This is a genomic window from Paracoccus aminovorans, from assembly GCF_900005615.1.
In the GTDB taxonomy this organism is placed as follows: Bacteria; Pseudomonadota; Alphaproteobacteria; order Rhodobacterales; family Rhodobacteraceae; genus Paracoccus; species Paracoccus aminovorans.
The window spans coordinates 2,618,428-2,643,402 of sequence record NZ_LN832559.1; the positions used below are offsets into that span (position 1 = coordinate 2,618,428).

Genomic DNA, 24,975 nt, shown 5'->3' on the forward strand with positions numbered 1-24,975 from the left:
TGAGCGCGATGCATCCCTCCAAGGCGACCGCCTCGCTGGCGCTGTGGCTGCATCTGCGCCGCCGTGCGGCGCTGGCCGGCCCTGCGGCCGAACCCTTCGCCTCACCGCCGGGCGAAGGGCCTTTGCTGATCGTGCACCTGTCCGAGCGCGCCGAGGAGCCTCCGCCGCTGGCAGCACTGCTGCGGGCGATGCTGGGGCTGCGGCCGGGGCTGCGCTTCGCCTTCACCGGCACGCCGCCGGCGCCCGGGACGCTGCCCCGCGATCTTGCCGCCGTTGCCCTGCCCCGGCCCGCCGACCCGGTGACGGCCCGGGCGCTGATCCAGGCCCTGACGCCGCAGGCTCTGCTGATCCTGGGCGATCAGTTGCCAGCCTCGCTGATCACCGTGGCGGCGGATACCGGGCTGCCGGTGATCCTGGCCGAGGCGCGGCTGGTGGCCTATACTCGGCGCGGCTCCTGGCGGGGGGCGATCAATCGCGGGCTGATGGGCCGCATCACCCGCATCCTGGCGCCCGATCTGACCGCGGGCGCCGCCGCCCGCCAACTGGGCGCGCGCCCCGAACAGATCGAACTGACCGGCCCGGTGACCGAGACCCGCCCGCCGCTTGCCGCCAACGAGGCCGAGCGCCGGGCACTGGCGCATATCCTGGCCGGCCGGCACATCTGGCTGGCCGCCAGCCCCACCCTGCCCGAGGCGCGGGCCGCCCTGGCCGCGCATCAGGCGACGCTGCACCACAACCACCGGGCGCTTCTGATCCTCGCCGGCCTGTCGCCCGGCCTGCTGCCCGAGATCCTGGCCGAGGTCGAAACCCTGGGTCTGGCCGCCGTGCTACGCTCCGAGGACGACGACCCCGCATCCGACGACCATGTCCTGATCGCCGAAGAGGACCACGAGATGGGCCTGTGGTATCGCCTGGCCCCGGTCTGCTTCATGGGCGGCACGCTGCTGCCCGGCCCCGGCGCCGCGCCGCGCCACCCGTTCGAGCCGGCGGCCTTGGGATCGGCCATCATCCACGGCCCGCTGACCGAGGCGCATGCGCCGGAATGGGTGCAGCTGGACGGCGCCTCGGCGGCGCGGCTGGTGACGGATGCGGCGGGACTGTCGCGGGCGGTGGCCGACCTCTCGGCCCCGGACCAGGCGGCCATGCTGGCCGGCAATGCCTGGTCGGTCAGCACCGGCGGCGCCGCCGTGCTGCGCCGGATCGCCGATACGGTGATCGAAGCGATGGAGACTCGCGCATGAGCCGCCGCGCCCCGGATTTCTGGTTCCGCCGGCCCGGCGCCAAGGCGCGGCTGCTGGCGCCGCTGAGTGCGCTCTATGCCGCCGCCACCGCCCGCCGGCTGGCCCGCGGTCAGCGCGCGAAACTGCCGGTGCCGGTGATCTGCATCGGCAACCTGAACGCCGGCGGCACCGGCAAGACCCCGACCGCCATCATGCTGGCGCAGCTTCTGCAAGCGCGGGGCATCGCGGTGCATATCGTCTCGCGCGGCTATGGCGGCCGCGAGAAGGGGCCGTTGCGGGTGGACGAAATGCGCCACAAGGCGGCGCAGACCGGCGACGAGCCCTTGCTGATGGCGGCTTTCGCACCGGTCTGGGTCGCCGACGACCGGCTGGCCGGAGCGCAGGCCGCCGTCGCGGCCGGCGCAGAGGCGGTGCTGCTGGACGACGGCTTCCAGGATCCGGCACTGGCCCATGACCTGTCGCTGGTGGTGGTCGATGCGGCCAAGGGCTTCGGCAACGGGCTGTGCCTGCCGGCCGGCCCTCTGCGCGAGCCGGTGGACCGCGGCCTTGCCCGCGCCGACCTGCTCCTGTCGATCGGAGAGCCCGCCGCGCAAGCCGCCTTCGCCGCCGCCTGGGGGCAGCGCCTTTCCCTGCCGCACCTGACCGGCCGGCTCGCACCGCTGCAGACCGGCATGGACTGGCAGGGCCAGCGCGTCATGGCCTTCGCCGGCATCGGCCATCCCGAGAAATTCTTTGCCACCCTGCGCGGCCTCGGCGCCGAGGTGGTCCGGGCCGAGGCGCTCGAGGATCACCAGCCCTTCACCCCGCAACTGCTGACCCGGCTCGAGGCCGAATCGCGGCTGGTGGGCGCGCAGATGGTGACCACGGAAAAGGACGCCGCCCGCCTGCCGCGCAGCTTCCGGCCCAAGGTGCTGGCGCTGCCGGTGCGGCTGCAACTGGACGATCCCGCGCCGCTGCTCGACCGGCTGGCGGCGCTGAAGCTCTAGAAAGCAGAAAGCCCCGGCGTGACCGGGACTTTCCGTTTTCCAAATACCCCTGCGGCGCTGCCGCCAGGCGCTCAGCCCTTGGCGGCCAGCTTGGCGTCGATGATCTTCTTCATCTCGTCCCAAGGCTGGTTCGAGACCTTCTCGCCGTCGATGACGAAGCTGGGCGTGCCCTCGACCTTGTCGGCGGTGGCATGGGTCTGGAAGGTCGCGACCAGGTCCGCGACCTTCTGCTTGTCGTTCCAGCAGGCGTCCATCTGCTCGGGCGTCATGCCGGCCTTGGCACCGACCTTGCGCAGGTTGGCCGAGATGTCGTCCATGGTCTTGGCATCCAGCCAGGTCTTCTGCCCGCTCATCAGCAGATCCGAGACGGCGTAATACTTGTCGTCGCCGCCGCAGCGGGCCAGGATCCCGGCCCACAGCCCGACCGCATCGAAATAGACGTCGCGCTGGATGAACTTCACCTTGCCGGTGTCGATATATTCCGCCTTGAGCTTGGGCAGGTTCTCGTCATGGAAGGCGGCGCAATGCGGGCAGGTGAAGCTCGCATATTCGACGATGGTGACCGGCGCATCGGCCTGACCCAACACGATGTCGGGCAGCACCTTGCCCTGCGGCATCTGCTCGGCGGTCTGGGCGCTTTCCGCCGGGGCGGGCGTCGTCTCCTGCGCCAGCGCGGGCAGCGCGGAAACGGTCAGCGCGGCCGTGGCGGCGACGATGAAAGAGCGGCGGAACAGCGTCATGGATTGGCCTTTCGGTCGTTGATGTCCCGGCGGGACAGGATGTTCAGCGCCAACTGCCGCATGGCGGCGGAAAGCGCGGGATTGTCGAAGCCTTCGGCGATGCCTTCGGCCTGCGCGACCCGGGCCGGATCGGGCGGCACGGCACGGCGCGGCGCCGGGGTGAATTCGGCCTGGCCCTCGGCAAAGCCGATGGGTGCGGTCTGGGTCAGCACGATGCGCGCCACGGCGTTGAAACCGTAGCAGGCATTCACCTTGTCGCGGATCTGCTCGATCTGCATCTGCACCAGCGGCGCGCGCGCCCCGGCCACCAGCAGCGTCAGCGTGGCGCCGAAGCCCTTGCCATGGCTGACGCGGACCGGGCGGCTGTGGGCGGCGATCTCAGGGCCGACCACCTCGGCCCAATGCGTCAGCAGCCGCGCCACGGCAAAACCGCGGCTCTCGCCCACGTTCTTCACGCGGGCGGCGACCAGCTGGGCTGCGGGCTCGAAACCACGCATCCGGCGCTTGGGCTTGCTGTCGGGTCTGCTCTGGGCCATCTTGCGACGCTTGGTTCAACTTCGGCGCAGTCTGACCTGCGACGCGCCCGGACGCCAGAGAGATGAGGCTGAAAATTGCGTGACATGGCGGTGATCCCGCAGGAGCTGCTGGCCTGGTACGACCGCCACGCCCGCGTGCTGTCCTGGCGCACGCCGCCCGGCGGCACAGGCGCCGACCCCTATCGAGTCTGGCTGTCCGAGGTCATGCTGCAACAGACCACCGTGGCGGCGGTGAAGTCCTATTTCGAACGCTTCACCACGCTCTGGCCCACGGTCCACGACCTGGCCGCGGCCGAGGATGCGCAGGTCATGGCGGAATGGGCGGGCCTGGGCTATTACGCCCGCGCCCGCAACCTGGTGGCCTGCGCCCGCACTGTCGCGCAACTGGGCGCCTTTCCGGACACCCGCGAAGGGTTGGCGGCCCTGCCCGGCATTGGCGCCTATACCTCGGCCGCCATCGCCGCCATCGCCTTCGACCGCCCCGAGACCGTGGTCGACGGCAATGTCGAGCGCGTCGTCGCCCGGCTTTTCGCGGTCGAAACCCCGCTGCCCGCCGCCAAGCCGGAACTCACCGCCTTGGCCGCCCGCCTGACCCCGCAGGCGCGTCCCGGCGACTTCGCCCAGGCCATGATGGACCTGGGCGCCACCATCTGCACGCCGCGCAGCCCGGCCTGCGGCATCTGCCCGATCATCCCGCATTGCCAGGCCCGTGCCCAGGGCATCGCCGCGGAACTGCCGCGCAAGGCGCCGAAGAAAGCCAAGCCGCAGCGCCGGGGCACGGTCTGGATCGGCCTGACCGAGGATGCCGTGCTGGTCGAGACGCGGCCCGACAAGGGCCTCTTGGGCGGCACACTGGCCTTCCCCTCGACCGGCTGGGACGGCTCCGACCTGCCGCCGCCCGCGCCGGCGGACTGGCAGGAGCTGGGGCTGGTGCGCCATGTCTTCACCCATTTCGCGCTGGACCTGACCGTCGCGACCGGCCGGTTGACCGCAACGCCGCAACGCGGCAATCTGGTGCCGCTCGGCCGGTTCGACCCCAGCGCCCTGCCCGGCCTGATGCGCAAGGCCTGGGTCCTCGCCCAGAATCCGTTCCCGGCCACAGCCCGCGACAACGCGCCGCCATGGCAAACCCCCGCAACACGCGATAGGTGAGCCCATGCAGACCGCCTTCCGTTCCCGCCTGATCGACGCCCTGCCCTTCTGGCTGTCGCTGGGCATGGTGCCGCTGTTTCTGGTCGCGCTGCGCTGGGGCGGCTGGTGGTTCGCGCTGATGCCGTTCTACGCCTGGTATCTGATGACCATGCTGGACGCGGTGCTGGGCCTGAACGAGGAAAACCCCGACACCGGGACGCCCGAATCGCAGCTGATCTGGTATCGCGCCATCACTGTGATCTGGTTCCCGATCCAGGCGGCGATGATCTTCGGCGGCATCTGGTTCGCCACGCGCGGCGGGCTTTCGGGCTGGGAAAAGGCCGGCCTGTTCTTCGGCATCGGCGTCGCCTCGGGCACCATCGGCATCGTCTATGCCCATGAATTGCTGCACCAGAAGAACAAGCTGGAGCGCTGGCTGGGCGACCTGCTGCTGGCCTCGACGCTGTATTCGCATTTCCGCACCGAGCACCTGCTGGTGCATCATTCCTGGGTGGCGACGCCGCGCGACGCCGTCTCGGCCCGCTACAACGAGGGCTTCTTCCGCTTCTTCCTGCGCGTGCTGATCGAATGCCCGGCCAGCGCCTGGGCGGCCGAGACCCGGCGGCTGACCCGCTCGGGCCGCTCGAAATTCGACCGCCGCAACCCGTTCTGGCGCTACGGCGCCTTGCAGCTGGCGATGCTGGCGCTGGCGGCCGGCTTGGGCGGCTGGCAGGGGCTGCTGCTCTTCGTCTGGCAGGCCTTCGTCGCGGTCTGGCAGCTGGAACTGACCAATTACGTCGAACATTACGGGCTGACCCGGAAATACCTGGGCAACGGTCGCTACGAACATGTCCTGCCGCGCCACAGCTGGAATTCCTCGCATACCGCGACGAACTGGCTGCTGATCAACCTGCAGCGCCATTCCGACCACCATTACAAGCCCGACCGGCGCTTTCCCTTGCTGCAAACCTATTCGCAGGAAGAGGCGCCGCAGCTGCCGATGGGCTATCCGGCGATGACCTTCCTGGCCATGGTGCCGCCCCTGTGGCGACGGCGGATGAACCCGCGCGTGCGCGCCTGGCGCAAGCAGTTCTACCCCGAAATCACCGACTGGCAGCCCTATACCAAGGGCCAGAACCCCCCCCCGCGCGGCGCGCTCTGAAAGCTAAAAGGCCCCGCCCGGCGCAAGGCCGAACGGGGCAAGGCGGTCCCGGCCGCGCCAGAGCTCGCGGAACGTCGGGACTTGGCGAACCGGAAAACTCAGTGCGGGCGGGTCTCGTCGCCCTCCATCTCGGCGCGGATCTGCTGGCGCAGGATGTCGATGGGGATCATCTTGCCCTCGCGGCGGAAATGCCAATAGGTCCAGCCGTTGCAGCTGGGCGCGCCTTCCAGCGCCGCGCCGACCTGGTGGATCGAGCCCTTGACGTCATTGCCGATCAGGCTGCCGTCGGCGCGCACCTTGGCCTTGTGGCGGCTGTTCATCGAATACAGCTCCTCGCCCGGACGCAGCATGCCGCGCTCGATGACCTGGCCGAAGGGCACGCGCGGCTCGGCGCGCTTCGCCTTGGTGGTGGCGATGGCCTCGCTGTCAAAGCGGCGCACGCGCGCCAGCCGCTTCTCGGCCACCGCGCGATAGGCCGCCTCGCGCTCGATGCCGATGAAGTCGCGGCCCAGCATCTTGGCCACGGCGCCGGTGGTGCCGGTACCGAAGAACGGATCCAGCACGACGTCGCCAGGGTTCGTGGACCCGACCAGGATGCGGTGCAGCAGCGATTCCGGCTTCTGTGTCGGATGCGCCTTGGCGCCGCCCTCATCCTTCAGTCGCTCGCCGCCGGTGCAGATCGGCAGCACCCAGTCGCTGCGCATCTGCACGCCCTCGTTCAGCGATTTCAGCGCCTCGTAGTTGAAGGTGTATTTCGCGCCCTCGGACTTGCTGGCCCAGATCATCGTCTCGTGCGCGTTGGTCAGCCGCTTGCCGCGGAAGTTCGGCATCGGGTTGGCCTTGCGCCAAACCACGTCGTTCAGGATCCAGAACCCTTGGTTCTGCAGCTCGGCCCCGACGCGGAAGATGTTGTGATAGCTGCCGATCACCCAGATCGCCCCATCCGGCTTCAGGATGCGGCGGGCGGCGGCCAGCCAGTCGCGGGTGAACTGGTCATAGGCGGCAAAGCCGGAAAACTGGTCCCAATGGTCGTCGACGGCATCGACGCGGCTGTTATCGGGACGGTGCAGCTCGCCCTTCAGCTGCAGGTTATAGGGCGGGTCGGCAAAGATCAGGTCGACGCTGTTTTCCGGCAGCGCGTTCATCAACGCGACGCAGTCGCCGGCGAGAATCTGGTTCAGCGGAAGGGGTCGCGCCGCGGCGCGGGATTTGGTGTCTTGCTTCGTCATCACTGCCTCGGGTTTCGGCGTTGGTCGCCGATTTGCTTGGCCCGATCATGAGTCAGAGGCGATTCGCCGTCAAATTCTTTTTTGAATCAACAGCTTGCGGTTTCAGCTTTACACAAGATATTGTGGACGGGGCGAAGCTGCGCCTATGATATGGGGTCACGCCCAAATCTAGCAGCGCCTGGCGATGCGCCGCGGTCGCATAACCGGCATTCGCCTCCCAGCCGTATCCGGGGTGCTGTTGCGCCAAATCCACCATGATGCGGTCGCGCAACAGTTTCGCCACGATCGAGGCCGCGGCGATGGACAGACAGCGCCCGTCGCCGCCCACAACCGCCTGCCCGGGCAGGTCCAGGTCGCGCGGCAGCATGTTGCCGTCGATCAGCACCAGGCAGGGCCGCCGGCGCAGCCCGGCGATGGCCCGGCACATCGCCAGATGCGAGGCGCGCAGGATGTTTAGCCGGTCGATCTCCTCGACGCTGGCATGTCCCACGGCCCAGTCGCAGCAGGCCATCAGCCGCTCGGCCAGCGCCTCTCGCCGCTTCGCCGTCAGCTTCTTGGAATCGTTCAGCCCCTCGGGAATGCAGGCGGCATCCAGAATCACCGCCGCCGCCGTCACCGGTCCGGCCAGCGGGCCGCGCCCCACTTCGTCCACGCCGGCGACGAAGCGGGCGCCGTTGCGCAGCGCCGCTTCCTCGAAGGCATAGTCGGGCCAGTTCATGCCTCGACGGTGACGGGGGCGATGGCGACCTCTTCCAGGTTCACGCCCTCGCCCTCGCGGTCCACGACAAGGAAATCCGCCGGCCGGTCCAGCGGCGTCAGCACGCCGTGCCACACCCCGGCCCGCAGGTTCACCCCCATGCCGGCCGGCACCAGAAAGGCCACAGGCGCCCCCGGCCGACCGCCCTCGTCCGGCGCCACGACGGAAAGCCAGGGATCCGCCCCCAGCGGCACGAAGGCCTGACTGCCCAGCGGATGCCGCTCCAGCAGCGTGCAATCATAGGGCAGGCTCACCGGTTCGGACCGAAAGATCGAGATGATCGCCTCACCGCCGCCTCGCTCGACCGTGGCCAGCGCATGATGACGCTCGCAGCGCCCGGCATTGATCATCTTGCTGGGCGCCTCGCGCGGCGTCAGCAGCTCTCCGAAGGGTGCGAAGGCCTCGGCGGTGATCGGCTGGATTTTGATCTTGCTCATCTTCCCTGCTTCTTTTGTGTGTAAATATCCTGGGGGTGCGGGGGCAAGGCCCCCGCCCCTGTCCTCTCAGAGCCGCTCCATCCGCGGCAGAAAGACGGTCAGAAGCCCCATCAGCGGCAGATAGGAACATATCTTGTAGACGAATTCGATCCCCCTGGCATCCGCCACCAGCCCCAGCACGGCGGCGGCGATCCCGCCCATGCCGAAGGCGAAGCCGAAGAAGATGCCGGCGATCATGCCGGTCCGCCCCGGCACCAGCTCCTGGGCAAAGACCACGATGGCCGGAAAGGCCGAGGCCAGGATCAGTCCGATGATCACCGTCAGCACCCCGGTCGCGGCCAGGCCCACATGCGGCAGCGCCAGGGTAAAGGGCAGGATGCCCAGGATCGAGAACCAGATCACCTTCAGGGGGCCGACACGGTCGCCCAGCAACCCGCCCAGCATGACGCCGGCCGCCATGCCGCCCAGGAACAGGAACAGCATGATCTGCGCCTGCTGGGTGCTGAGACCGAACTTCTCGATCAGGAAGAAGGTGTAATAGCTGGACAGGCTGGCGGTATAGATGTTCTTGGTGAAGGTCAGCAGCGCCAGCACCACGATCGCCATCGCGACCCGGCGGGGCGCAAGCGGCGAGGGGCCCACGACCCGCGCGCCCGCCGCCTTGCGCCGGCCCTCGGCCCAGGTCCCGACCCGCCACAGCATGGCCGAGCCCAGCATGGCCGCGACCGAGAACACCGCCACCGAAGGCCGGCCCAGCGGCACCACGATGAAGGCCGCCAGCAGCGGCCCCAGCGCCTGGCCGAAATTCCCGCCCAGCTGGAACAGCGATTGCGCGGTGCCGAACCGCCCACCCGAGGCGATCCGGGCCACGCGCGAGCTTTCCGGATGGAACACCGCCGAGCCGACACCGATCAACATCGCTCCGGCCAGCAGCACCCAGTATTCATGCGCCAGCGCCAGCAGCAGCACCCCGCAGACCGTGGCGCCCATGCCGACCGCCAGCGACCGCGGCATCGGCTTCTTGTCCGTCACCGCCCCCACCACCGGCTGAAGCAGCGAGGCCGTCACCTGGAAGGCGAAGGTCATCAGCCCGATCTGCCAATAGGAGAGGGTGAATTCCTGCTGCAGCAGCGGATAGATCGCCGCCAGCATGGATTGCATGATGTCGTTGATCATGTGGCACAGGCTGATGGCGATCAGCACGGTCCAGGCCGTGGCCGAAACGCCATGGCCGCGGATGGTCGATGCGTCCGACACGGGGATCCACCTCTTGCGAATTGCCCGTATTTCCCCCTGCGTCGGGGAATTGTCAACCTGGCCACGCCGCCGGGCCGGCGCCGAATTGCCTTGACCCCTGCGACGATTTGCTCTCAAAGCTAAACTGAAGAGTTTACTTGAGTTCCAGGGTCGGACGGCGCGACGACAAGCCTTCTTGCTGCCCCGGCCGGTCAGTGTCAATGCGACGCCCGCCGGCCGCCCCGTTATCGAGTCCCCCGAAAAACCCTCGATAGATCGCCATAATATTCAAAATGATGACATTCCCCAGAAGTGTGGCGCAGGCCCTCTCGGCCGAGGATCAGGAACGCAAGCGGCGGAACATGACCTGGCAGAGCGTGCAGGAGGACGTGCTCAACCGCATCCGCAACGGCGAATGGCCCGAGGGCGAACTGATTCCTACCGAGGCGGATCTTGCCACCGAATTCGGCTGCGCCCGGGCCACGGTCAACCGCGCCCTGCAGGCGCTGGCGCAAAGCGGCGTGCTCGAACGCCGGCGCAAGGTCGGCACCCGCGTCGCCCGGCACCCGCGCGTGCAGATGGTCCGCTTCCTGCTGCGGCGCGAGATCGAGGCCGCGGGCAAAGTCTACGGCTATGCGCTGCTCGACTATCAGGAGGCCTCGCCGCCCGCGGACATCGCCCAGGCGATGCTGCTGCGCACCGACGACGTGCTCTTGCGCATCCGTTCGCGCTTTACCGCCGACGGGGCGATTTATTGCTGCGAAGAGCGCTGGCTCAACAATTTCGCCACCCCCGGCCTGACCCGCGACGCGCTGGAAGAGATCAGCCCCTGCGAATGGCTGCTGGGCCATGTGCCGATCAACCGCGGCAGCATGGCGATGGCGGCGACGGCGGCGGGCAAGGGCTTCGTGTCGCAGGCGCTGGAACTGCCGGTCGACGCCCCGGTGCTGCTGCTGGAACGGATGGATTGGCTGGACAACATGCCCGTTTCGCTGACCCGGCGCTATTTCCCGCAGGAACACCGGATGATTGCGAATATCTAGGCCGGATCAACCCGAGTTGACCGCTGCTTGCTTGCCTTGGCGGCCGCATTTCGCCAATGATGCGGGCAAAACAAAGATACGACAGGCAAACGGACCCGACCCGAGCATGTTCCCGATCAGCACGACGCGGGGGCTTCTTGCGCGCCTTGCGCTGGCCTCTGCCGCCCTTTTCCTGCCGCTGGCGCCCGCCGGGGCCGAAATCGCCCCCGACCCGGCCGCCGCGGTGGCGCCGCCGAAACCCCGGGCGCTGATCTCGATCACCCGCGACGAGATCGAGGCGGCGCAATACGACGGCAGCGACCTGCCCCCCGGCCAATCGGCACTGACCGCGAAGGTGCAGATCCTGCTGGACCGGTCGGGCATTTCGCCGGGCGTGGTGGACGGCTGGCGCGGCGGCATGAGCGAAAGCGCGATCAAGGCCTTCCAGCGCCGGGCCGGCCTGCCGATGTCCGGACGCATGGACCATGCCGTCTGGGACCTGCTGCAGGGCTATGCCGCGGCGCCGCTGACCGCCGACTATACCATCACCGATGAGGACGCGACCGGCCTTGTCGACAACATCCCCGCGGATTACGCCGAAAAGGCCGCGATGCGCTCGCAGGGTTATACCAGCGTGCTGGAGAAGCTGGCCGAGCGTTTTCACATGGACGAGAAGTTCCTGGCCAAGCTGAACCCCGGCAGCGGCTTCCGCCCCGGCGAGACCATCCATGTCACCGTGCCGGCCAAGCCGATCCGCGCCGCCGTCACCCGGATCATCGTGGACAAGGCCACGCGCCGCGTCGCCGCCTACGACGCCAAGGGCAACATGGTCGCCGACTATCCGGCGACCGTCGGCTCGGCCGACACGCCCTCGCCGCATGGCAAGCATCTGGTCGATGCGGTGGCGCTGAACCCGACCTATACCTACAATCCGCAGCGCAACTTCAAGCAGGGCAAGAACGACCGGGTGCTGATCGTGCCGCCGGGACCGAACGGGCCGGTGGGCAATGTCTGGATCGACCTCTCCGAACCCAGCTACGGCATCCACGGCACCGCGACGCCGTCGCAGCTGTTCCTGAACCAGTCGCATGGCTGCGTGCGGCTGACGAACTGGGACGCCTGGGAACTGGCGCATATGGTCAAGGCCAAGGTGACCACGGTCGAGTTCCTGGACCCCGGCACCAGCATCGCCGACGTGACCGGCGTCACCCCGGCGGCGGCGGCGGGCCGCACGGCGATGGCGACGACGCTGGCCCCGACCCGGCCGCCGGCGCGGGGCGTCCGGCAGCCGCCGGTGCTGGCGGCGGCCGAGCCGGCGCCGGTCCCCGCAGAGGCGGCCATGACCGAGACGGTGGCAGCCAGCACCGCCGCGGCGGTCGCCAACCCGGGGCCGCTGGTCATCACGCCCGAGACCCCCGCCTCGGCCGAGCCGCTGGTCCCCCAGGCCGCGCCGCCCGCCGCCGTCCCGGAAGAGCCGGAATATCCGTCGGACGTCGGCTTGCCCGATACCCTGCCGGGCGACCCGGCGGGCAGCGTGACGCTGTATCCCCAACCGGGGCAGCCCTGAGATGCGGGGGCTGGCCCTGGTCCTGCTGGCCCTGCCGGGCCTAGCGCTGGCCCAGGACGCCCCCGCCCCGCGCCCCGAGCCGCCCGGCGAGCATCGTCCCGCCCCCCGGCCGCAGGACGCGCCCGCCGCGGACCCGGCGGCGGCCTCTGCCCTGCCAGATCCCGCGCCGGAACAGCCCGAGCCCGCGACCCAGCCGGACGAGCCGCCCGAACCCGCCGGCCCGCCGGTCCACACCACCTTGCGGGAAAGCGATTTCGACTATGCCGCCTGCCTGATGGAGCTGACGCTGCTGGGCGCCGACTTCGACGAGCAGGCGCCGATCGCCGATGCCGAGCAGCGCGATTGCGGCATCGACCGTCCGATCCTGCTGCGCGCGCCTCTGCCCGGCATCGAGATCGCCGGCGGCGCGCCGATGCGCTGCGACACCGCCCGGCAGCTGGCGCATTGGCTGCGCGATTTCGTGCGCCCCGCCGCGGCGCGGCTGCCGGGCCAGCCGCGGCTGTCAGGGCTCGAACCCGGCACGACCTATCAATGCCGCGCCACGGTGGGCGGCGAAGGCGCGGGCGGGAAACTGTCGGAACACGCCTTCGGCAACGCCTTCGACATCGCCGCCTTCCGCTTCGAGGACGGCAGCCGCATCGCGGTCGAGCCACGGGCGGACAGCGGCGACCTGCAAGAGGCCTTCCAGCGCGCGGTGCGCGGGGCGGCCTGCCTGCACTTCACCACCGTGCTTGGCCCGGGGGCCAATGCCGCGCATGACGACCACCTGCACCTCGACATCAAGGCGCGCCGCGGCGGCTGGCGGCTGTGCCAATAGTCAGCGCCGGACCCGGTCCAGTTCCAGATATTCGGGGTTGAACCGCGCCAGCCGCACCAGGCCCTGCCAGTCGAGGATCTCGACCTCGCTGCCGTTCCAGCGGATCAGCCCCTCGGCGCGCAGATCGCGCACCGCCCGGTTCACATGGATCGGCGTATAGCCCAGGATATTGGCCAGTTCCTTCTGCAGCAGCGGCAGGGTGAAGCGATGGTCCTGGGCCGCACCCACGCTGGCCAGCCGGATGTAGAGCTCGCAGAGCAGATGCGCCAGATGGCCGCTGGACCGCAACGACGCGGCGGCCACCAGCCATTGCCGGTGAATCGCCGCGTCGATCACCGTGGACATCCACAACAGCCGGGTCAGATGCGGAAAATTGTCCGTAATCTCGCGCAATTCGCAATGATCGACGAATTCGACCTCCGAGTCGCCGACCGAGACCACCTCATGCTCGAGCCCCGCCAGAACGAAACCGTGCAGGTCGACGAAATCGCCGGGCACATGCAGGGCGGTGATGACATGTTCGGACGGACGGCCGACCAGCGCATGCTGGCGCGCCGACATGCCGCGCAGCATCATGCAGCTGCGCGTGGCAAGCCGGCCCCTGGGCACGATCACCTCGCCCGGTCGGAACGCGACATGGGTGGTCTGGACGGCGCGAAGACGGTCGATGTCTGCGCCGGAAAGCTGGTCCCTTCTTTGCAAGTAGCGGACGAAATATTCGGTGATGGCCATGATGCTCCTCGGCAGACCGCGGGAGAGTGTCAACTCTGGCACGACGGCGCAATGCCCCGGGGCGGGGGTTAACTTTCATCAATCATGCCATAACCCCACCGAATTCATAGGCTTGTTGCGTGTCAGACCGCCCTTGCCGGGGTCGCGCCCATCGCCTCGGCCAGCAGCGCGAAGCTTTGCCTTGCGTTCGGGCTTTGCCGGGTGAAGAACTGGTCCAGCGCCGGGTAGAGCCGAACCGCCTCGTCCAGCTTCGGATCCGAGCCCTGGGCATAGAGCCCGGCGCGAATCATCAGCTCGGATTCGGCATAGGTCCCCAGCAGCGCCCGCGCCCGCGCGATCAGAACGTTTTCCGGCGCGCTTGCCGCCTGCGGCAGCGAGCGCGAGACCGAACGCAGCACATCCACGGCCGGATAGCGCCCGCGCTCGGCGATGGCGCGGTCCAGAACCACGTGTCCGTCCAGCACCCCGCGCAGGATGTCGGCCACCGGCTCCTCCATGTCCGAACCCGCGACCAGCACGCTGAAGATCGCCGTGATGTCGCCCGAGCCCTGCGGCCCCGGGCCCGAGCGCTCCGCCAGCGACATGATCAGATGCGAGACCGAGGGCGGGAAGCCGCGATAGCTGGGGCTTTCGCCGGCAGCCAGCGCGATCTCGCGATGCGCCTCGGCGAAGCGGGTGATGGAATCGGCCAGGAACAGCACATGTTTTCCTTGGTCCCGGAAATGTTCGGCCACCGTCATCGCCGCCCAGGCGCAGCGCCGCCGCATCAGCGGCGACTGGTCCGAGGTCGCGGCGACGACGACCGACCGTGCCATCCCCTCTTCGCCCAAGGTTTCCTCGACGAATTCGCGCAGCTCGCGCCCGCGCTCGCCCACCAGGGCGATGACCACGACATCGGCGGATACCCCCTTGGCCAGCGCCGACAGCAGCGTGGACTTGCCCACGCCCGAGCCCGCGAACAACCCCATGCGCTGGCCGCGCACCAGCGGCAGGATGGTGTCGAAGACCGCCAGCCCGGTATCCAGCCGCGTGCCCAACCGGTTGCGCGAGGCTGCTGGCGGCGGCGGTGGGCGAAAGCCGCGCTCTTCCCCGCCGGCAAGGATGGGGCGGCCGTCCAGCGGCTTGCCGAAGGGATCGATGATTCGCCCGATCCAGGCATTTGCGGCCGCCAGCGTGGGGGCAAAGACCAGTTCGACCCGTGTGCCGATGGACAGCCCGTCCATCGGTCCCTCGGGCAGGATCGCCGCGTGCTGCGTATGCAGCGCGACGATCTCTCCGGCCAGGGTCCTGCCAGAACGCATTGAAAACATGACACGATCCCCCAAGGATGCGTGGCTGTTCAGCCCGCTGGCAGAGATCAGACCGCCCTGGATCGCGCTGACCTGGCCGAAGTGGCGCGTCATGCCGATCCCGCGCATCCGGGCCGCGATCGACTGCATTTTATCCATTCCGACATCCCCTTTTTTCGCGCAGGGCCTGCGCCTCGAAAGGGTTTCTAAACCTATTGGGGTTAAGACCGGGTTTATCGGAACAGAGGAGATGCCTCGATGTTTGACCGGATCGGAACCCTGCGGATGGCCGGCGCGCTGACCGCACACGCGGCGGAACGGCAGAAGCTGATCGCCCGGAACGTGGCCAATGCGGACACGCCCGGCTTTCGCTCGCGCGATCTGGCCGGTTTTGCCGAGACCTATCGCTCGCAACCCGCGGCCGAGATGCGGGCCTCGCGCCCTGGCCATGTGACCGGGATCAGTTGGGGCGGCGGCGCCGAACGGGCGCTGGACGCCGGCGGCGAGCCCGCCCCGAACGGCAATACCGTCTCGCTGGAAGATGAGATGTTCCGGAGTGCCGCGGCGAAGCGAGAATTCGACATCTCGCTGGCGGTGACGAAATCCTCGCTGTCGCTCTTGCGCACCAGCATCGGCCGGCGCGGCTGACGGAGGGCATGATGACCGAACCGCTTTCCGCCGTCGAACTGGCCGTCTCGGGGATGAAGTCGCAATCCGTACGCCTGCGCCACATTTCGGAAAACATCGCCAATGCCGATACGCCCGGCTATCGCCGCAAGACGGTGGCCTTCCAGGAGCAGATGGATTTCGGCCGTCCGACCGGCGCCGTGGCGCCCGGACCGACCCGGCTGGACCGCCGCGAATTGCCGCAGATCTACGACCCGGCGCATCCGATGGCGGATGACGAGGGCTATTATGCCGGCTCGAACGTCGACCTGGTGGTCGAGATCGCCGACTCGAAAGAGGCTGGCCGCAGCTACGAGGCCAATCTTCGCGTTTTTGAACAATCCCGGCAGATGGGCAGCTCGCTGCTGGATCTGATCCGCCGTTGAGGATAGTGCCATGATCACATCGACAATCGCCGCAACCGCCTATGACCGCGCCCGCGACGCGGTCGCTCCGGCCCAGGGCCTGCCGCAAGGCGTGACCGCCGCCGCCTCGGACTTTGCCAAGGTGATGGAGCAGGTCGACGTCGCCGCCAGCGGCGCCATGACCGGCAAGTCCGACACCCATGAACTGGTGCAAAGCATCGCGCAGGCCGAGATCGCGCTCGAGACCGTCGTCGCCATTCGCGACAAGGTGGTCGAGGCCTATCAGGAAATCCTGCGCATGCCGGTCTGAGGACGGGACGATGGACCAGAACCTGATCTTCGACCTGACCCGCCAGGCGCTGTGGATCGCGGTGCGCATGGCTGCGCCGCTGCTGATCGTCGCGCTGGTGACCGGCGTGGTCATCGGCCTGTTCCAGGCCCTGACCTCGGTGCAGGAAATGACGCTGACCTTCGTGCCCAAGATCGGGCTGATGCTGGTGGTGTTCTGGGTCAGCATGAGCTTCATGACGGCGACTCTGGTCAGCTTCTTCAACGACCAGATCCTGCCGCAGATCGCGGGGTCCTAGGCCATGGACAATGCGATCTATGCCGCCCTGACCCGCCAGTCCGGCCTGATGCGCGAAATGCGCAGCGTGGCCAACAACATCGCCAACGCCAACACCACCGGCTTCCGGCGCGAGGGCGTGGTCTTTTCGGAATACATGGTGCCGCTGGACCGCCGGGGCGAAACCCTGGCGATGGCCAACGGCCGCGGCCGCATGGTCGACCTGCGCCCGGGCGGCATGACCCAGACCAACGGCCAATACGACCTCGCCCTGGAGGGCGACGGCTTCCTGATGGTGCAGACCCCCCAGGGCAACCGCCTGACCCGCGCCGGCGCCTTCATGACCAATGCCGAAGGCGAATTGGTCAATAGCGACGGCTACCAGTTGTTGGACGACGGCCAGGCCCCGATCGTGATCCCGTCCGGCGTGGGCAGCGTCGGCATCGGCGTGGACGGCACGGTTTCCGCCGATGGCAATCCGGTCGGCCGCGTCGGCATCTTTGCCAGCCCCGACCCCGCGAAGCTGCAGCACGAGGCCGGCACGCTCTTCGATCCCGGCGGTGCCGTCGAGCCGCTGGACGACGCCAAGCTGCGCCAGGGCTTCCTGGAGGATTCCAACGTCGACCCGGTGCTGGAACTGTCGCGCATGATCGAGGTGCAGCGCGCCTATGAACTGGGCCAAAGCTTCCTCGACCAGGAAGACCAGCGCATCCGTCAGACCATCACATCGCTGACCCGGTGAAAGGACAGACCATGAGAGCACTTCAGATCGCGGCGACCGGGATGAGCGCGCAGCAGATGCGCGTCGAGGTCATCTCGAACAACCTCGCCAACATGTCGACCACGGGCTACAACCCGCGGCGGGCGGAATTCGCCGACCTGCAATACCAGCAGGTGACCCGCCCCGGCACGCTGACCGCCACCAATGGCGCCATGGTCCCGGCCGGCGTGCAGCTGGGCCTGGGCGTACGCCCGGCCAGCGTCGCGGTCATGCTGTCCCAGGGTTCGCTGACCCAGACCAACGGCGACCTGGACGTGGCCGTGGACGGCGCCGGCTATCTCGAGGTGACGCTGCCTTCGGGCATCTCGGCCTATACGCGGGACGGCAGTCTGAAACGCTCGCCCGAAGGGCAGGTGGTGACCTCCGAGGGCTATCCACTTGTCCCCGACATCACCATCCCCGAGGATGCCCGCAGCATCTCGATCAACCCCAATGGTGAAGTCTTCGCCTATTTCGACGACCGCGTCGAACCCGAGAACCTGGGCCAGATCACCCTGGCCAGCTTCGTCAACGAAAAGGGGCTGGAAGCGACGGGCTCGAACCTGTTCCTGGAAACCGTGGCCTCGGGGCCGCCGCGCGTCGCGACACCGGGCCAGGAAGGGCTGGGCACGATCCGCGGCGGTTTCCTGGAAGAAAGCGCGGTAGATCCGGTGCGCGAAATCGCAGAGCTGATCAAGGCACAGCGCGGCTACGAACTGAACTCCAAGGTGATCACCGCCGCCGACCAGATGCTGGGCACCACGGTGCAGGTGCGATGATGCGGTATCTTGCACTTCTTTTGCTGTTGCTGCCGCATTCGGCGCTGGCCGGCGCCGCGCTGGCCACGCGCACTTTGCCGGCCGGGACCGTGCTCGCGCCCGGGGATGTCGTCCTGGCCGCGGACCAGGACGGCGGCTTGCAGGACGTGTCGCAGGTCGTCGGCCAACAGTTGCGGGTCATGGTCTACGAGGGACGCCGCATCGACCCCTCGTTCCTGTCGGCGCCGATGCTGGTCGGCCGCAACCAGATCGTCACTATCACCTATCAGAAATCCGCCCTGCGGATCGAGGCCGAGGGGCGCGCGCTCTCTGCCGGAAGCGTCGGCCAGATCATCCGCGTCATGAACAACGCGTCGCGGGTCACCGTCTCGGGGCGCGTCGCCGCCGACGGGACCGTGATCGTCGCGCAGAACTGAAGGACTTGCCATGCCCTACCCCATGCAATCGCGCCCCTTGGTCCTGCTAGGCGCTGCGACCCTCGCCCTTTCGTTGACGGCCTGCGGCCGGGTTTCGCAGGTCGGGCGGGTGCCCGAAATGACCCAGCCCGAAAGCAGCGTCGAATTCCAGGCCATGACCTCGCAAGGTTATGGTTCGCAAGAACTGCCCGACCGGCCGGACAGCGCGGCCTCGCTGTGGACGACGTCGCAGAATTCGCTGGTCGCGGACCGGCGGGCCGCCAATCGCGGCGACATCCTGACCGTGGTGATCGAGATCGACGACCGCGCCGAGATCCAGAACAGTTCGGGCCGCAGCCGCAGTTCGGCCGACAAGGTCAGCATTCCGTCGCTGGCCGGCCTGCCGCAGCGCATCGACGAAATCCTGCCCGAAGGCGCCAGCATGGACGAGCTGGCCGAGGCCAAGGCCTCTTCCAGCTACAAGGGCAGCGGCAATATTTCGCGCCGCGACAAGCTGACGCTGCGCGTCGCCGCCACCGTGGTCGACCGATTGCCGAACGGGGTGCTGCGCATCCAGGGCACGCAAGAGGTGCGTGTGAACTACGAGGTGCGCGAATTGACGGTCAGCGGATTCGTGCGGCCCTCGGACATCGGGCGCCGCAACGAAATCTCATATGATCGCATTGCGGGCGCGCGCATCTCCTACGGCGGCCGAGGCCATATCAGCGACGTGCAGCAGCCGCGCTATGGCCAGCAGATTGCCGACATCGTGCTGCCCTATTGAGGTGAATGCGTGAAAAAGATCCTGCTGATCATTGTTCCCTTGCTCGCCTTCATCGCCGGCGCGGTGGGGGGCGACATGCTGCACGCCGGCAAGCCGGCCACGGCGACCGAGACCGCGCCTGGCGCCGAAGCAGCTGAAAAAGCCGAGACCGCCGATGTCGGCGCCCATGGCCAAGAGGCCGAAGCAGAGGCCGAAGATGGCCATGGCGCCAAGCCTCAGGGTGGGCACGGCGCCGAAGTCGCAAAGGACGATTCCGCGCTGGACTGGTTCAAGTTTCCGACCCAGTTCTTCGTGCCGATCCTGCGCAACGGCACGCCCACGGCGATCATGGTGCTGTCGCTGACAGTGGAAATGCCGGCCTCGGCCCGGCCCGAGATCGAAGCGCAGGAGCATCGCCTGCGCGACGCTCTGCTGAATGCCCTGATGATCGAAGCCAACACCGGGGGCTTCGAAGGCAATTTTACCTCGGATCCGGCGCAGCAGCGCCTGCGCGCCGCCTTGTTGGCCGCTGCGCAAAACGCTGCAGGTCCCAGCGTCAAGCGGATCCTGATCGAAGACATCGGCCGGCAGCAGCAATGACCCGCTGGGCGGGGTCGCGGGGGCCCGCCGCAAGCATATGCAGGACCTTTGAAGGCCGGGCAAGCTCGCCTTGATCGCGAAATGATCGGTAAGTCTGCACGGAGCCCCTTCCTGCAGTGCGCGACCCGTGTTCCGCTCCTGCGCCAGCCATTGCGAACGGCGCTGCCGCCGCGCGGAGCGCAAGAACGTGCTGCGAGACCGCTTGTAATCGTCCCGCGGCGGATCGCAGCCCGAGAAAGGTGTCGCAGCGCGAGCGGGGCATGCGCCTCTGCCTTCACTTTCCCAGATCCCGCCGTATTCCGGCGCGCCAGCGACCTGGGAACTGCTTTTGGAGCGGCCTTTTTGCCGAGCGGCCCCTTGCCAAGCAAGCGTGGGCGGGCCATTCCGTGACAGCAGCGTTTCCCGTGAGCCCCTCTTGAGCAAGGCCGATCCTCCCGTCCCGACCGTCGCAGCCATCGTCGTCACCTTCAATCGAAGGGAACAGTTGCAAAAGACCGTGGCGCGGCTTCTGGCCGAGCCGGTCGACCGCCTGCTGGTGGTCGAGAACGGCTCGACCGACGGCAGCCGCGCCTGGCTCGCCGCGCTTACGGATCCTCGGCTGACCGTAATCGAGATGGCCCAGAACGGCGGAGGCGCCTTGGGATTCGAGACCGGGATGCGCGAGGCCAGGCGCCGTTTCGATCCGGACTGGCTGCTACTGATGGATGACGACGCCCGCCCCTGCCCGGGCGCCATCGCCCGCTTCCGGCAAGGTCTGGCGGCGAACCGCTGGCCGGGCGCCGAGGCGCTGGCCGCGGCGGTCCGGTTTCCCGACGGCGGCATCTGCGAGATGAACCGGCCCTGGGTCAACCCTTTCGCCAGCCCGGGCGTGTTCCTGCGCGTGCTCGCGGGAGGCGGTCGCGCCGCCTTTCATATTCCCGATGCGGCCTATGAGACCGAGGCGCCGCGGCCGCTGGATGGAACCTCTTTCGTGGGCTTCTTCGTCTCCCGTGCCGGCGCGATCCGCGCGGGCTATCCCGACGGGCGGCTGTTCATCTATGGCGACGACGTGCTCTATACGCTGGGCCTGACCCAGGCGGGCGGACGGCTGCTGTTCGCGCCGGACCTGGCATTCGAACACGAATGCGGCACGCAACGGGCCGGTGCGATTCCAAGCCCCCTCTGGAAGGTCTATTATACTTATCGCAATCGCTGGCTGATCTATCGCCGCGCCGCCGGCGCGTGGATCTTTCCGCTGCTGATGACGGCGATGCTGCCCAGATGGCTGGCGATCGGAGGCGCGCTGCCGCGCCCCGAAAGACGCACATGCAGGCGGCTGGTCCGGCTGGCGATCAAGGACGCCCTGCACGGCAATTTCACCCGCAGCCATGCCGAGATCGTCGCTCTCGCCAAGCCCGGGACGCCCGCCCCGCCAAGCAAGAAGTTGCGGGATGGATAGCGAGACCAAGCCGGAGGACCGGGTGCAGAACACCATCATGGACGGGCGACTGCCGTACGCTGGCGCCGCTTCCGAAAGCCGCCCTCGTTCGCGCAGAGTCGCAAGCGACAACCGGACGGGTTGGAACAACTCCAACGCGTCCAGCTTTCCATCGCCGCGGGCGAAGCGTCGCGCCATGCGTTGTATGCCGGCAGCGGCATCCGGACGGCGCGCGTCTGCTCGACCGGCAGAGGCACCGGGGCAGACCGGTCGCGCGCCAGGTCCAGGGCCGCTCTTACCCCGCCTCGCCCAGCACACGCAGCAGATAGCGCCCGTAGGCGTTTTTCGAGAACAGCGCCGCCCGCGCCCGCAGTTCCTCGCCAGAGATCCAGCCGGCCTCGAAGGCGATTTCCTCGGGGCAGCCGGTCTGCAGGCCCTGGCGTTGTTCCAGCGTGCGCACGAAGTTCCCGGCATCCAGCAGGCTCGCATGCGTCCCGGTGTCGAGCCAGGCGAAGCCGCGGCCCATGCGCTCGACCGTCAGGCTGCCGTCGTGCAGATAGGTTTCCAGAAGCGTTGTGATCTCAAGCTCGCCCCGGGCCGAGGGCTTGACCTCGCGCGCACGGGCGGGTGCGCTGCCGTCGAGAAAATAGAGCCCGGTCACCGCGTAATCCGAGGGCGGCACCTCGGGCTTCTCGATGATCGCGCTGGCCTTGCCGTCAGCATCGAAGGCGACCACGCCGTAACGCTCGGGGTCGGCGACGCGATAGCCGAAGACGGTGCCGCCCTCGCTCCGGCGGTCGGCAGCCGCCAGCAGAAGCGGCAGGCCGTGGCCGAAGAAGATATTGTCGCCCAGCACCATGGCCGACGGCGCGCCGGCCAGGAAATCCTCGGCCAGCAGATAGGCCTGTGCCAGCCCGTCGGGCGAAGGCTGGACCAGATATTCGAAACGCAGCCCCCATTGGCTGCCGTTGCCCAGCAGGCGCTGGAACTGCAGCTGGTCCTCGGGCGTGGTGATGATGGCGATCTCGCGGATGCCGGCCAGCATCAGCACCGTGATCGGATAATAGACCATCGGCTTGTCGTAGATCGGCAGCAGCTGCTTGGACACGCCCATGGTGATCGGATAGAGCCGGGTGCCCGAGCCCCCGGCCAGGATGATGCCCTTGCGCGGGGACGAAACGGTCTGGGTCATGCTGTCAGCTCCTGCAATACCTTGGCGAGACCGGCGCGCCAGTCGGGGCGGCTGATGCCGAAGTCCCGCAGAATGGCGGCGCAATCCAGGCGGGAATTCGCCGGGCGTCGCGCCGGGGTGGGATAATCCGAAGTGGAAATGTCGATAATGCGGCAAGCCAGCCCGGCGTCCGCCATGATCGCGCGCGCGAAATCGGCCCAGGTGATGTCGGGCGCGCCCGAGAAATGATAGAGGCCGCCGCGCGTGGCGTCGCCGCGCATGGCGGCCAGCACGGTCAGGCAGGCGGCCGCGATGTCGGCGGCGGGCGTCGGGCCGCCGTGCTGGTCGGCGACCACGCGCAGTTCCGACCGCTCGGCCGCCAGCCGCAGCATGGTCCGGACGAAATTGGCGCCATGGGACGAGAACACCCAGGAGGTGCGCAGCACCGCCCATTGCCCGCCGGACGCGGCGATAGCCTGCTCGCCCGCCAGCTTGGTCGCGCCGTAGATGCCCAGCGGGCCGGTCGGGTCGGTTTCGACCCAGGGCGCCGCACCCGAACCGTCGAAGACGTAATCGGTCGAGAGGCTGAGGAACGGCACGCCCAGCGCGGCGCAGGCGCGGGCCATGGCGGCGGGCGCCTCGGCATTGATGCGGCGGGCGAGCTCCGGCTCGGATTCGGCGCGGTCGACGGCGGTATGGGCGGCGGCATTCAGCACCGCCGCGCAGCCTGATTCGCGAATCGCCTCGGCACAGGCTGCCGGGTCCGAGAGGTCGGCGGCGGCCCGGTCCAGGAATCGCGCCTCAGGCGCCAGCCGCGCCAATTCCCGCGCGACCTGGCCGGTGCGGCCAAAGACCAGCAGATCGCTCACGCCGTGCCCAGCCGTTCGCCGACGCCCTGCCGCGTCAGCAGCGGGCGCCACCAGTCCTCGTGGGCGAGATACCATTCGACGGTGCGGCGCAGCCCCTCCTGGACCGTGACCGAAGGGCGCCAGCCCAGTTCGGTGCGGATGCGGGTCGGGTCGATGGCATAGCGCCGGTCGTGGCCGGGCCGGTCGGTGACGAAGCCGATCAGCCGGTCATGCGGCGCCGAACCGGGACGCAGCCGGTCCATCTCGGCGCAGATGGTGCGGACAAGGTCGATGTTCCTGGCCTCGTTCTCGCCGCCGATGTTGTAGCTTTCCCCGAGCGCGCCCTTTTCCAGCACCAGCAGCAGCGCGTCGGCGTGATCCTCGACATAAAGCCAGTCGCGGACATTGCCGCCGTCGCCGTAGACCGGGATCGGCCGGGCGTGCAACGCGTTCAGGATCACCACCGGCACCAGCTTTTCCGGGAAATGGAAGGGCCCGTAATTGTTGGAGCAATTGGTCAGCACCACCGGCAGGCCGTAGGTCTCGTGCCAGGCGCGGACCAGGTGGTCCGAGGCGGCTTTCGAGGCCGAATAGGGGCTGCGCGGGTCATAGGGGGTGGCTTCGGTGAACTGCCCGGTCTCGCCCAGCGAGCCGAAGACCTCGTCAGTCGAGATATGGTGGAAGCGGAACCCGTCGGGCCGGCCCTGCGCGGTCCAATAGGCCCGCGCCGCCTCGAGCAGGTTGTAGGTGCCGGTGACATTGGTCTCGATGAAGGCGCCCGGCCCGTCGATCGAGCGGTCGACATGGCTTTCGGCGGCCAGGTGCATGATCGCGTCAGGCTTGTGTGCGGCAAGGATGCGGTCCAGCGCGGCGCGGTCGCGGATGTCGGCCCGTTCAAAGGCATAGCGCGGGTCGTCCGCGACCGAGGCGACGTTCGCAAGGTTGGCGGCATAGGTCAACGCGTCCAGGTTGACGACCTCGTGCCCGCGCGCGATGGCCAGCCGCACCACGGCCGAGCCGATGAATCCCGCGCCGCCGGTAACCAGTATCCTCATAATCTCGCCTCGTAATCAAATGGCCCCTCATAGACGAAGGGGCTGTCGAACCGTTCCAATGCCGGAGCGACCGCGTCCTTGCCCGACAGGATCGGCAGGCCGGTCAACCTCCAGTCGATGCCGATACTGTCCCACGCCACCGCCCCGTCGCAATCCGGCGCGTAATGATCCGTACATTTATACAGGATTTCCGTATCGGCCTCGCGGGTCAGGAAGCCGTGCAGGAACCCCGGCGGAATCCACAGCTGGCGGCCGTTCTCGAAAGAAAGCTCCTGCCCGGTCCAGCGCCCATAGGTCGCGCTGCCCTTGCGGATGTCGACGGCGACATCGAAAAGCCGCCCGCGGCCGCAGCGCACCAACTTGCCCTGCGCATGCGGGGGGGCCTGGAAATGCAACCCGCGCAGGGTTCCGCAAGTCGATGATAAGGAATGGTTATCCTGCACGAATTCCGGCAGGTCCAAACCCGCCTCATGCAGGGTCCTGCGGTTCCAGCTTTCCGAGAAAAATCCGCGTTCGTCGCCGAAGCGCCGGGGGACAAGGACCAGAACGCCCGGAAGCGAGGTCTTTTCGATCTGCATCTGTCTCTACCAGATAAGCTCCACCCGGCATGCCGTATGAAGGAACAGCCCGCGGCGCACAAGCGCCGGATCGCGCCAACCTATGCCTGCGGATATTAAAATGCACGGGGAATAATGCGTGACTCGATTAC

General features: G+C 68.2%; 28 protein-coding genes and 1 pseudogene. 17 read left to right on the forward strand and 12 right to left on the reverse strand.

What is annotated here, in order from left to right; translation table 11 throughout:
• The first annotated feature begins 8 nt into the window (after positions 1-8).
• Together JCM7685_RS13030 and lpxK are read left to right on the forward strand one after the other, a co-directional pair.
• Complete coding sequence (locus JCM7685_RS13030) at positions 9-1,241, forward strand: 3-deoxy-D-manno-octulosonic acid transferase (protein WP_074969437.1); 1,233 nt, start codon at positions 9-11, stop codon at positions 1,239-1,241.
• Positions 1,238-2,227 carry a tetraacyldisaccharide 4'-kinase gene (lpxK, locus tag JCM7685_RS13035; protein WP_074969439.1) on the forward strand — a complete coding sequence of 330 codons (990 nt, stop codon included), beginning with the start codon at positions 1,238-1,240 and terminating at the stop codon, positions 2,225-2,227. The genes JCM7685_RS13030 and lpxK overlap by 4 nt, the downstream gene beginning before the upstream one ends.
• A 71-nt stretch (positions 2,228-2,298) precedes the next feature.
• On the opposite strand, the gene JCM7685_RS13040 is transcribed toward lpxK, so the two are convergent.
• Both JCM7685_RS13040 and JCM7685_RS13045 read right to left on the reverse strand, forming a co-directional pair.
• Entirely contained in the window at positions 2,299-2,967 is a 669-nt protein-coding gene (locus JCM7685_RS13040; RefSeq protein ID WP_074969441.1) for a DsbA family protein, read from the reverse strand.
• A complete protein-coding gene (locus JCM7685_RS13045; RefSeq protein ID WP_074969443.1) occupies positions 2,964-3,503 on the reverse strand; it encodes a DUF721 domain-containing protein in 540 nt (179 codons plus the stop codon). Before JCM7685_RS13045 ends, JCM7685_RS13040 begins: the two co-directional genes overlap by 4 nt.
• Positions 3,504-3,587: 84 nt before the next feature.
• On the opposite strand from JCM7685_RS13045, the gene JCM7685_RS13050 reads away from it, so the two are divergent.
• Positions 3,588-4,655, forward strand: coding sequence for an A/G-specific adenine glycosylase (locus tag JCM7685_RS13050; protein ID WP_074969445.1), 1,068 nt, complete (start codon positions 3,588-3,590; stop codon positions 4,653-4,655).
• Between the two features lie 4 nt (positions 4,656-4,659).
• On the forward strand, positions 4,660-5,796 hold the full coding sequence (locus JCM7685_RS13055; RefSeq protein ID WP_074969447.1) for an alkane 1-monooxygenase: 1,137 nt from the start codon (positions 4,660-4,662) through the stop codon (positions 5,794-5,796).
• 98 nt (positions 5,797-5,894) lie between these two features.
• Here JCM7685_RS13055 and JCM7685_RS13060 read toward each other — a convergent pair whose 3' ends face one another.
• The 4 genes and pseudogenes from JCM7685_RS13060 to JCM7685_RS13075 form a co-directional block, all read right to left on the reverse strand.
• Complete coding sequence (locus JCM7685_RS13060) at positions 5,895-7,025, reverse strand: site-specific DNA-methyltransferase (RefSeq protein WP_074969449.1); 1,131 nt, start codon at positions 7,023-7,025, stop codon at positions 5,895-5,897.
• Between the two features lie 86 nt (positions 7,026-7,111).
• Positions 7,112-7,743: pseudogene (locus JCM7685_RS13065) on the reverse strand (ribonuclease HII).
• On the reverse strand, positions 7,740-8,219 hold the full coding sequence (locus JCM7685_RS13070) for an ureidoglycolate lyase (protein WP_074969450.1): 480 nt from the start codon (positions 8,217-8,219) through the stop codon (positions 7,740-7,742). Before JCM7685_RS13070 ends, JCM7685_RS13065 begins: the two are co-directional and overlap by 4 nt.
• A gap of 66 nt (positions 8,220-8,285) precedes the next feature.
• Positions 8,286-9,476: an MFS transporter gene (locus JCM7685_RS13075; protein ID WP_074969452.1), complete on the reverse strand. Its 1,191-nt coding sequence runs from the start codon at positions 9,474-9,476 to the stop codon at positions 8,286-8,288.
• 341 nt (positions 9,477-9,817) lie between these two features.
• On the opposite strand from JCM7685_RS13075, the gene JCM7685_RS13080 reads away from it, so the two are divergent.
• The 3 genes from JCM7685_RS13080 to JCM7685_RS13090 all read left to right on the forward strand — a co-directional run bounded on the left by JCM7685_RS13080 (position 9,818) and on the right by JCM7685_RS13090 (position 12,861).
• Positions 9,818-10,498, forward strand: coding sequence for a GntR family transcriptional regulator (locus tag JCM7685_RS13080; protein WP_231964639.1), 681 nt, complete (start codon positions 9,818-9,820; stop codon positions 10,496-10,498).
• Positions 10,499-10,604: 106 nt separating this feature from the next.
• The gene (locus JCM7685_RS13085; protein ID WP_074969456.1) at positions 10,605-12,044 is read left to right on the forward strand and encodes a L,D-transpeptidase family protein; all 1,440 of its coding nucleotides are present in this window, start codon (positions 10,605-10,607) and stop codon (positions 12,042-12,044) included.
• 1 nt (position 12,045) lies between these two features.
• A complete protein-coding gene (locus tag JCM7685_RS13090) occupies positions 12,046-12,861 on the forward strand; it encodes an extensin-like domain-containing protein (RefSeq protein ID WP_074969458.1) in 816 nt (271 codons plus the stop codon).
• Here JCM7685_RS13090 and JCM7685_RS13095 read toward each other — a convergent pair whose 3' ends face one another.
• Together JCM7685_RS13095 and JCM7685_RS13100 are read right to left on the reverse strand one after the other, a co-directional pair.
• Positions 12,862-13,593, reverse strand: a complete 732-nt coding sequence (locus JCM7685_RS13095) for a Crp/Fnr family transcriptional regulator (protein WP_074969460.1) — start codon at positions 13,591-13,593, stop codon at positions 12,862-12,864.
• A 122-nt stretch (positions 13,594-13,715) separates the two neighbouring features.
• Positions 13,716-15,032 (reverse strand): FliI/YscN family ATPase, encoded by a 1,317-nt coding sequence (locus JCM7685_RS13100; RefSeq protein WP_074969461.1) that lies wholly within the window; start codon positions 15,030-15,032, stop codon positions 13,716-13,718.
• Between the two features lie 108 nt (positions 15,033-15,140).
• Here JCM7685_RS13100 and JCM7685_RS13105 point away from each other — a divergent pair, with 108 nt between their 5' ends.
• The 10 genes from JCM7685_RS13105 to JCM7685_RS13150 all read left to right on the forward strand — a co-directional run bounded on the left by JCM7685_RS13105 (position 15,141) and on the right by JCM7685_RS13150 (position 21,213).
• Positions 15,141-15,530 (forward strand): FlgB family protein, encoded by a 390-nt coding sequence (locus JCM7685_RS13105; RefSeq protein WP_074969463.1) that lies wholly within the window; start codon positions 15,141-15,143, stop codon positions 15,528-15,530.
• An 11-nt stretch (positions 15,531-15,541) separates the two neighbouring features.
• Positions 15,542-15,934, forward strand: coding sequence for a flagellar basal body rod protein FlgC (gene flgC, locus JCM7685_RS13110; protein WP_074969505.1), 393 nt, complete (start codon positions 15,542-15,544; stop codon positions 15,932-15,934).
• 10 nt (positions 15,935-15,944) lie between these two features.
• Positions 15,945-16,223 carry a flagellar hook-basal body complex protein FliE gene (gene fliE / locus JCM7685_RS13115; RefSeq protein ID WP_074969465.1) on the forward strand — a complete coding sequence of 93 codons (279 nt, stop codon included), beginning with the start codon at positions 15,945-15,947 and terminating at the stop codon, positions 16,221-16,223.
• Positions 16,224-16,233: 10 nt separating this feature from the next.
• Positions 16,234-16,500, forward strand: a complete 267-nt coding sequence (locus JCM7685_RS13120) for a flagellar biosynthetic protein FliQ (protein ID WP_074969467.1) — start codon at positions 16,234-16,236, stop codon at positions 16,498-16,500.
• Positions 16,501-16,503: 3 nt separating this feature from the next.
• Complete coding sequence (locus tag JCM7685_RS13125; protein WP_074969469.1) at positions 16,504-17,220, forward strand: flagellar hook-basal body complex protein; 717 nt, start codon at positions 16,504-16,506, stop codon at positions 17,218-17,220.
• A gap of 11 nt (positions 17,221-17,231) precedes the next feature.
• On the forward strand, positions 17,232-18,017 hold the full coding sequence (gene flgG / locus JCM7685_RS13130; RefSeq protein WP_074969471.1) for a flagellar basal-body rod protein FlgG: 786 nt from the start codon (positions 17,232-17,234) through the stop codon (positions 18,015-18,017).
• Positions 18,017-18,433, forward strand: a complete 417-nt coding sequence (flgA, locus tag JCM7685_RS13135; protein ID WP_083412859.1) for a flagellar basal body P-ring formation chaperone FlgA — start codon at positions 18,017-18,019, stop codon at positions 18,431-18,433. The genes flgG and flgA overlap by 1 nt, the downstream gene beginning before the upstream one ends.
• Positions 18,434-18,443: 10 nt before the next feature.
• On the forward strand, positions 18,444-19,196 hold the full coding sequence (flgH, locus tag JCM7685_RS13140; protein WP_083412853.1) for a flagellar basal body L-ring protein FlgH: 753 nt from the start codon (positions 18,444-18,446) through the stop codon (positions 19,194-19,196).
• A gap of 9 nt (positions 19,197-19,205) precedes the next feature.
• Positions 19,206-19,775 (forward strand): hypothetical protein, encoded by a 570-nt coding sequence (locus JCM7685_RS13145; protein ID WP_074969474.1) that lies wholly within the window; start codon positions 19,206-19,208, stop codon positions 19,773-19,775.
• Between the two features lie 370 nt (positions 19,776-20,145).
• Complete coding sequence (locus JCM7685_RS13150; protein ID WP_408634313.1) at positions 20,146-21,213, forward strand: glycosyltransferase; 1,068 nt, start codon at positions 20,146-20,148, stop codon at positions 21,211-21,213.
• A gap of 274 nt (positions 21,214-21,487) precedes the next feature.
• Here JCM7685_RS13150 and rfbA read toward each other — a convergent pair whose 3' ends face one another.
• Genes rfbA through rfbC form a run of 4 tightly spaced genes read right to left on the reverse strand, consistent with a single transcriptional unit; the run spans position 21,488 to position 24,844 of the window.
• Positions 21,488-22,384, reverse strand: a complete 897-nt coding sequence (rfbA, locus tag JCM7685_RS13155) for a glucose-1-phosphate thymidylyltransferase RfbA (RefSeq protein WP_074969478.1) — start codon at positions 22,382-22,384, stop codon at positions 21,488-21,490.
• Entirely contained in the window at positions 22,381-23,232 is an 852-nt protein-coding gene (gene rfbD, locus JCM7685_RS13160) for a dTDP-4-dehydrorhamnose reductase (protein ID WP_074969479.1), read from the reverse strand. Before rfbD ends, rfbA begins: the two co-directional genes overlap by 4 nt.
• Entirely contained in the window at positions 23,229-24,266 is a 1,038-nt protein-coding gene (gene rfbB, locus JCM7685_RS13165; RefSeq protein WP_074969481.1) for a dTDP-glucose 4,6-dehydratase, read from the reverse strand. Before rfbB ends, rfbD begins: the two co-directional genes overlap by 4 nt.
• Complete coding sequence (gene rfbC, locus JCM7685_RS13170; protein WP_074969483.1) at positions 24,263-24,844, reverse strand: dTDP-4-dehydrorhamnose 3,5-epimerase; 582 nt, start codon at positions 24,842-24,844, stop codon at positions 24,263-24,265. The genes rfbB and rfbC overlap by 4 nt, the downstream gene beginning before the upstream one ends.
• Between the last annotated feature and the right edge of the window lie 131 nt (positions 24,845-24,975).

Bases quoted from the DNA above. Each gene is read 5' to 3' on its own strand.
- JCM7685_RS13030 (WP_074969437.1), top strand. From the start codon at position 9: ATGCATCCCTCCAAGGCGACCGCCTCGCTGGCGCTGTGGCTGCATCTG.
- lpxK (WP_074969439.1), top strand. From the start codon at position 1,238: ATGAGCCGCCGCGCCCCGGATTTCTGGTTCCGCCGGCCCGGCGCCAAG.
- JCM7685_RS13040 (WP_074969441.1), bottom strand. From the start codon at position 2,967: ATGACGCTGTTCCGCCGCTCTTTCATCGTCGCCGCCACGGCCGCGCTG.
- JCM7685_RS13045 (WP_074969443.1), bottom strand. From the start codon at position 3,503: ATGGCCCAGAGCAGACCCGACAGCAAGCCCAAGCGCCGGATGCGTGGT.
- JCM7685_RS13050 (WP_074969445.1), top strand. From the start codon at position 3,588: ATGGCGGTGATCCCGCAGGAGCTGCTGGCCTGGTACGACCGCCACGCC.
- JCM7685_RS13055 (WP_074969447.1), top strand. From the start codon at position 4,660: ATGCAGACCGCCTTCCGTTCCCGCCTGATCGACGCCCTGCCCTTCTGG.
- JCM7685_RS13060 (WP_074969449.1), bottom strand. From the start codon at position 7,025: ATGACGAAGCAAGACACCAAATCCCGCGCCGCGGCGCGACCCCTTCCG.
- JCM7685_RS13070 (WP_074969450.1), bottom strand. From the start codon at position 8,219: ATGAGCAAGATCAAAATCCAGCCGATCACCGCCGAGGCCTTCGCACCC.
- JCM7685_RS13080 (WP_231964639.1), top strand. From the start codon at position 9,818: ATGACCTGGCAGAGCGTGCAGGAGGACGTGCTCAACCGCATCCGCAAC.
- JCM7685_RS13085 (WP_074969456.1), top strand. From the start codon at position 10,605: ATGTTCCCGATCAGCACGACGCGGGGGCTTCTTGCGCGCCTTGCGCTG.
- JCM7685_RS13090 (WP_074969458.1), top strand. From the start codon at position 12,046: ATGCGGGGGCTGGCCCTGGTCCTGCTGGCCCTGCCGGGCCTAGCGCTG.
- JCM7685_RS13095 (WP_074969460.1), bottom strand. From the start codon at position 13,593: ATGGCCATCACCGAATATTTCGTCCGCTACTTGCAAAGAAGGGACCAG.
- JCM7685_RS13100 (WP_074969461.1), bottom strand. From the start codon at position 15,032: ATGCAGTCGATCGCGGCCCGGATGCGCGGGATCGGCATGACGCGCCAC.
- JCM7685_RS13105 (WP_074969463.1), top strand. From the start codon at position 15,141: ATGTTTGACCGGATCGGAACCCTGCGGATGGCCGGCGCGCTGACCGCA.
- flgC (WP_074969505.1), top strand. From the start codon at position 15,542: ATGACCGAACCGCTTTCCGCCGTCGAACTGGCCGTCTCGGGGATGAAG.
- fliE (WP_074969465.1), top strand. From the start codon at position 15,945: ATGATCACATCGACAATCGCCGCAACCGCCTATGACCGCGCCCGCGAC.
- JCM7685_RS13120 (WP_074969467.1), top strand. From the start codon at position 16,234: ATGGACCAGAACCTGATCTTCGACCTGACCCGCCAGGCGCTGTGGATC.
- JCM7685_RS13125 (WP_074969469.1), top strand. From the start codon at position 16,504: ATGGACAATGCGATCTATGCCGCCCTGACCCGCCAGTCCGGCCTGATG.
- flgG (WP_074969471.1), top strand. From the start codon at position 17,232: ATGAGAGCACTTCAGATCGCGGCGACCGGGATGAGCGCGCAGCAGATG.
- flgA (WP_083412859.1), top strand. From the start codon at position 18,017: ATGCGGTATCTTGCACTTCTTTTGCTGTTGCTGCCGCATTCGGCGCTG.
- flgH (WP_083412853.1), top strand. From the start codon at position 18,444: ATGCCCTACCCCATGCAATCGCGCCCCTTGGTCCTGCTAGGCGCTGCG.
- rfbA (WP_074969478.1), bottom strand. From the start codon at position 22,384: ATGACCCAGACCGTTTCGTCCCCGCGCAAGGGCATCATCCTGGCCGGG.
- rfbB (WP_074969481.1), bottom strand. From the start codon at position 24,266: ATGAGGATACTGGTTACCGGCGGCGCGGGATTCATCGGCTCGGCCGTG.
- rfbC (WP_074969483.1), bottom strand. From the start codon at position 24,844: ATGCAGATCGAAAAGACCTCGCTTCCGGGCGTTCTGGTCCTTGTCCCC.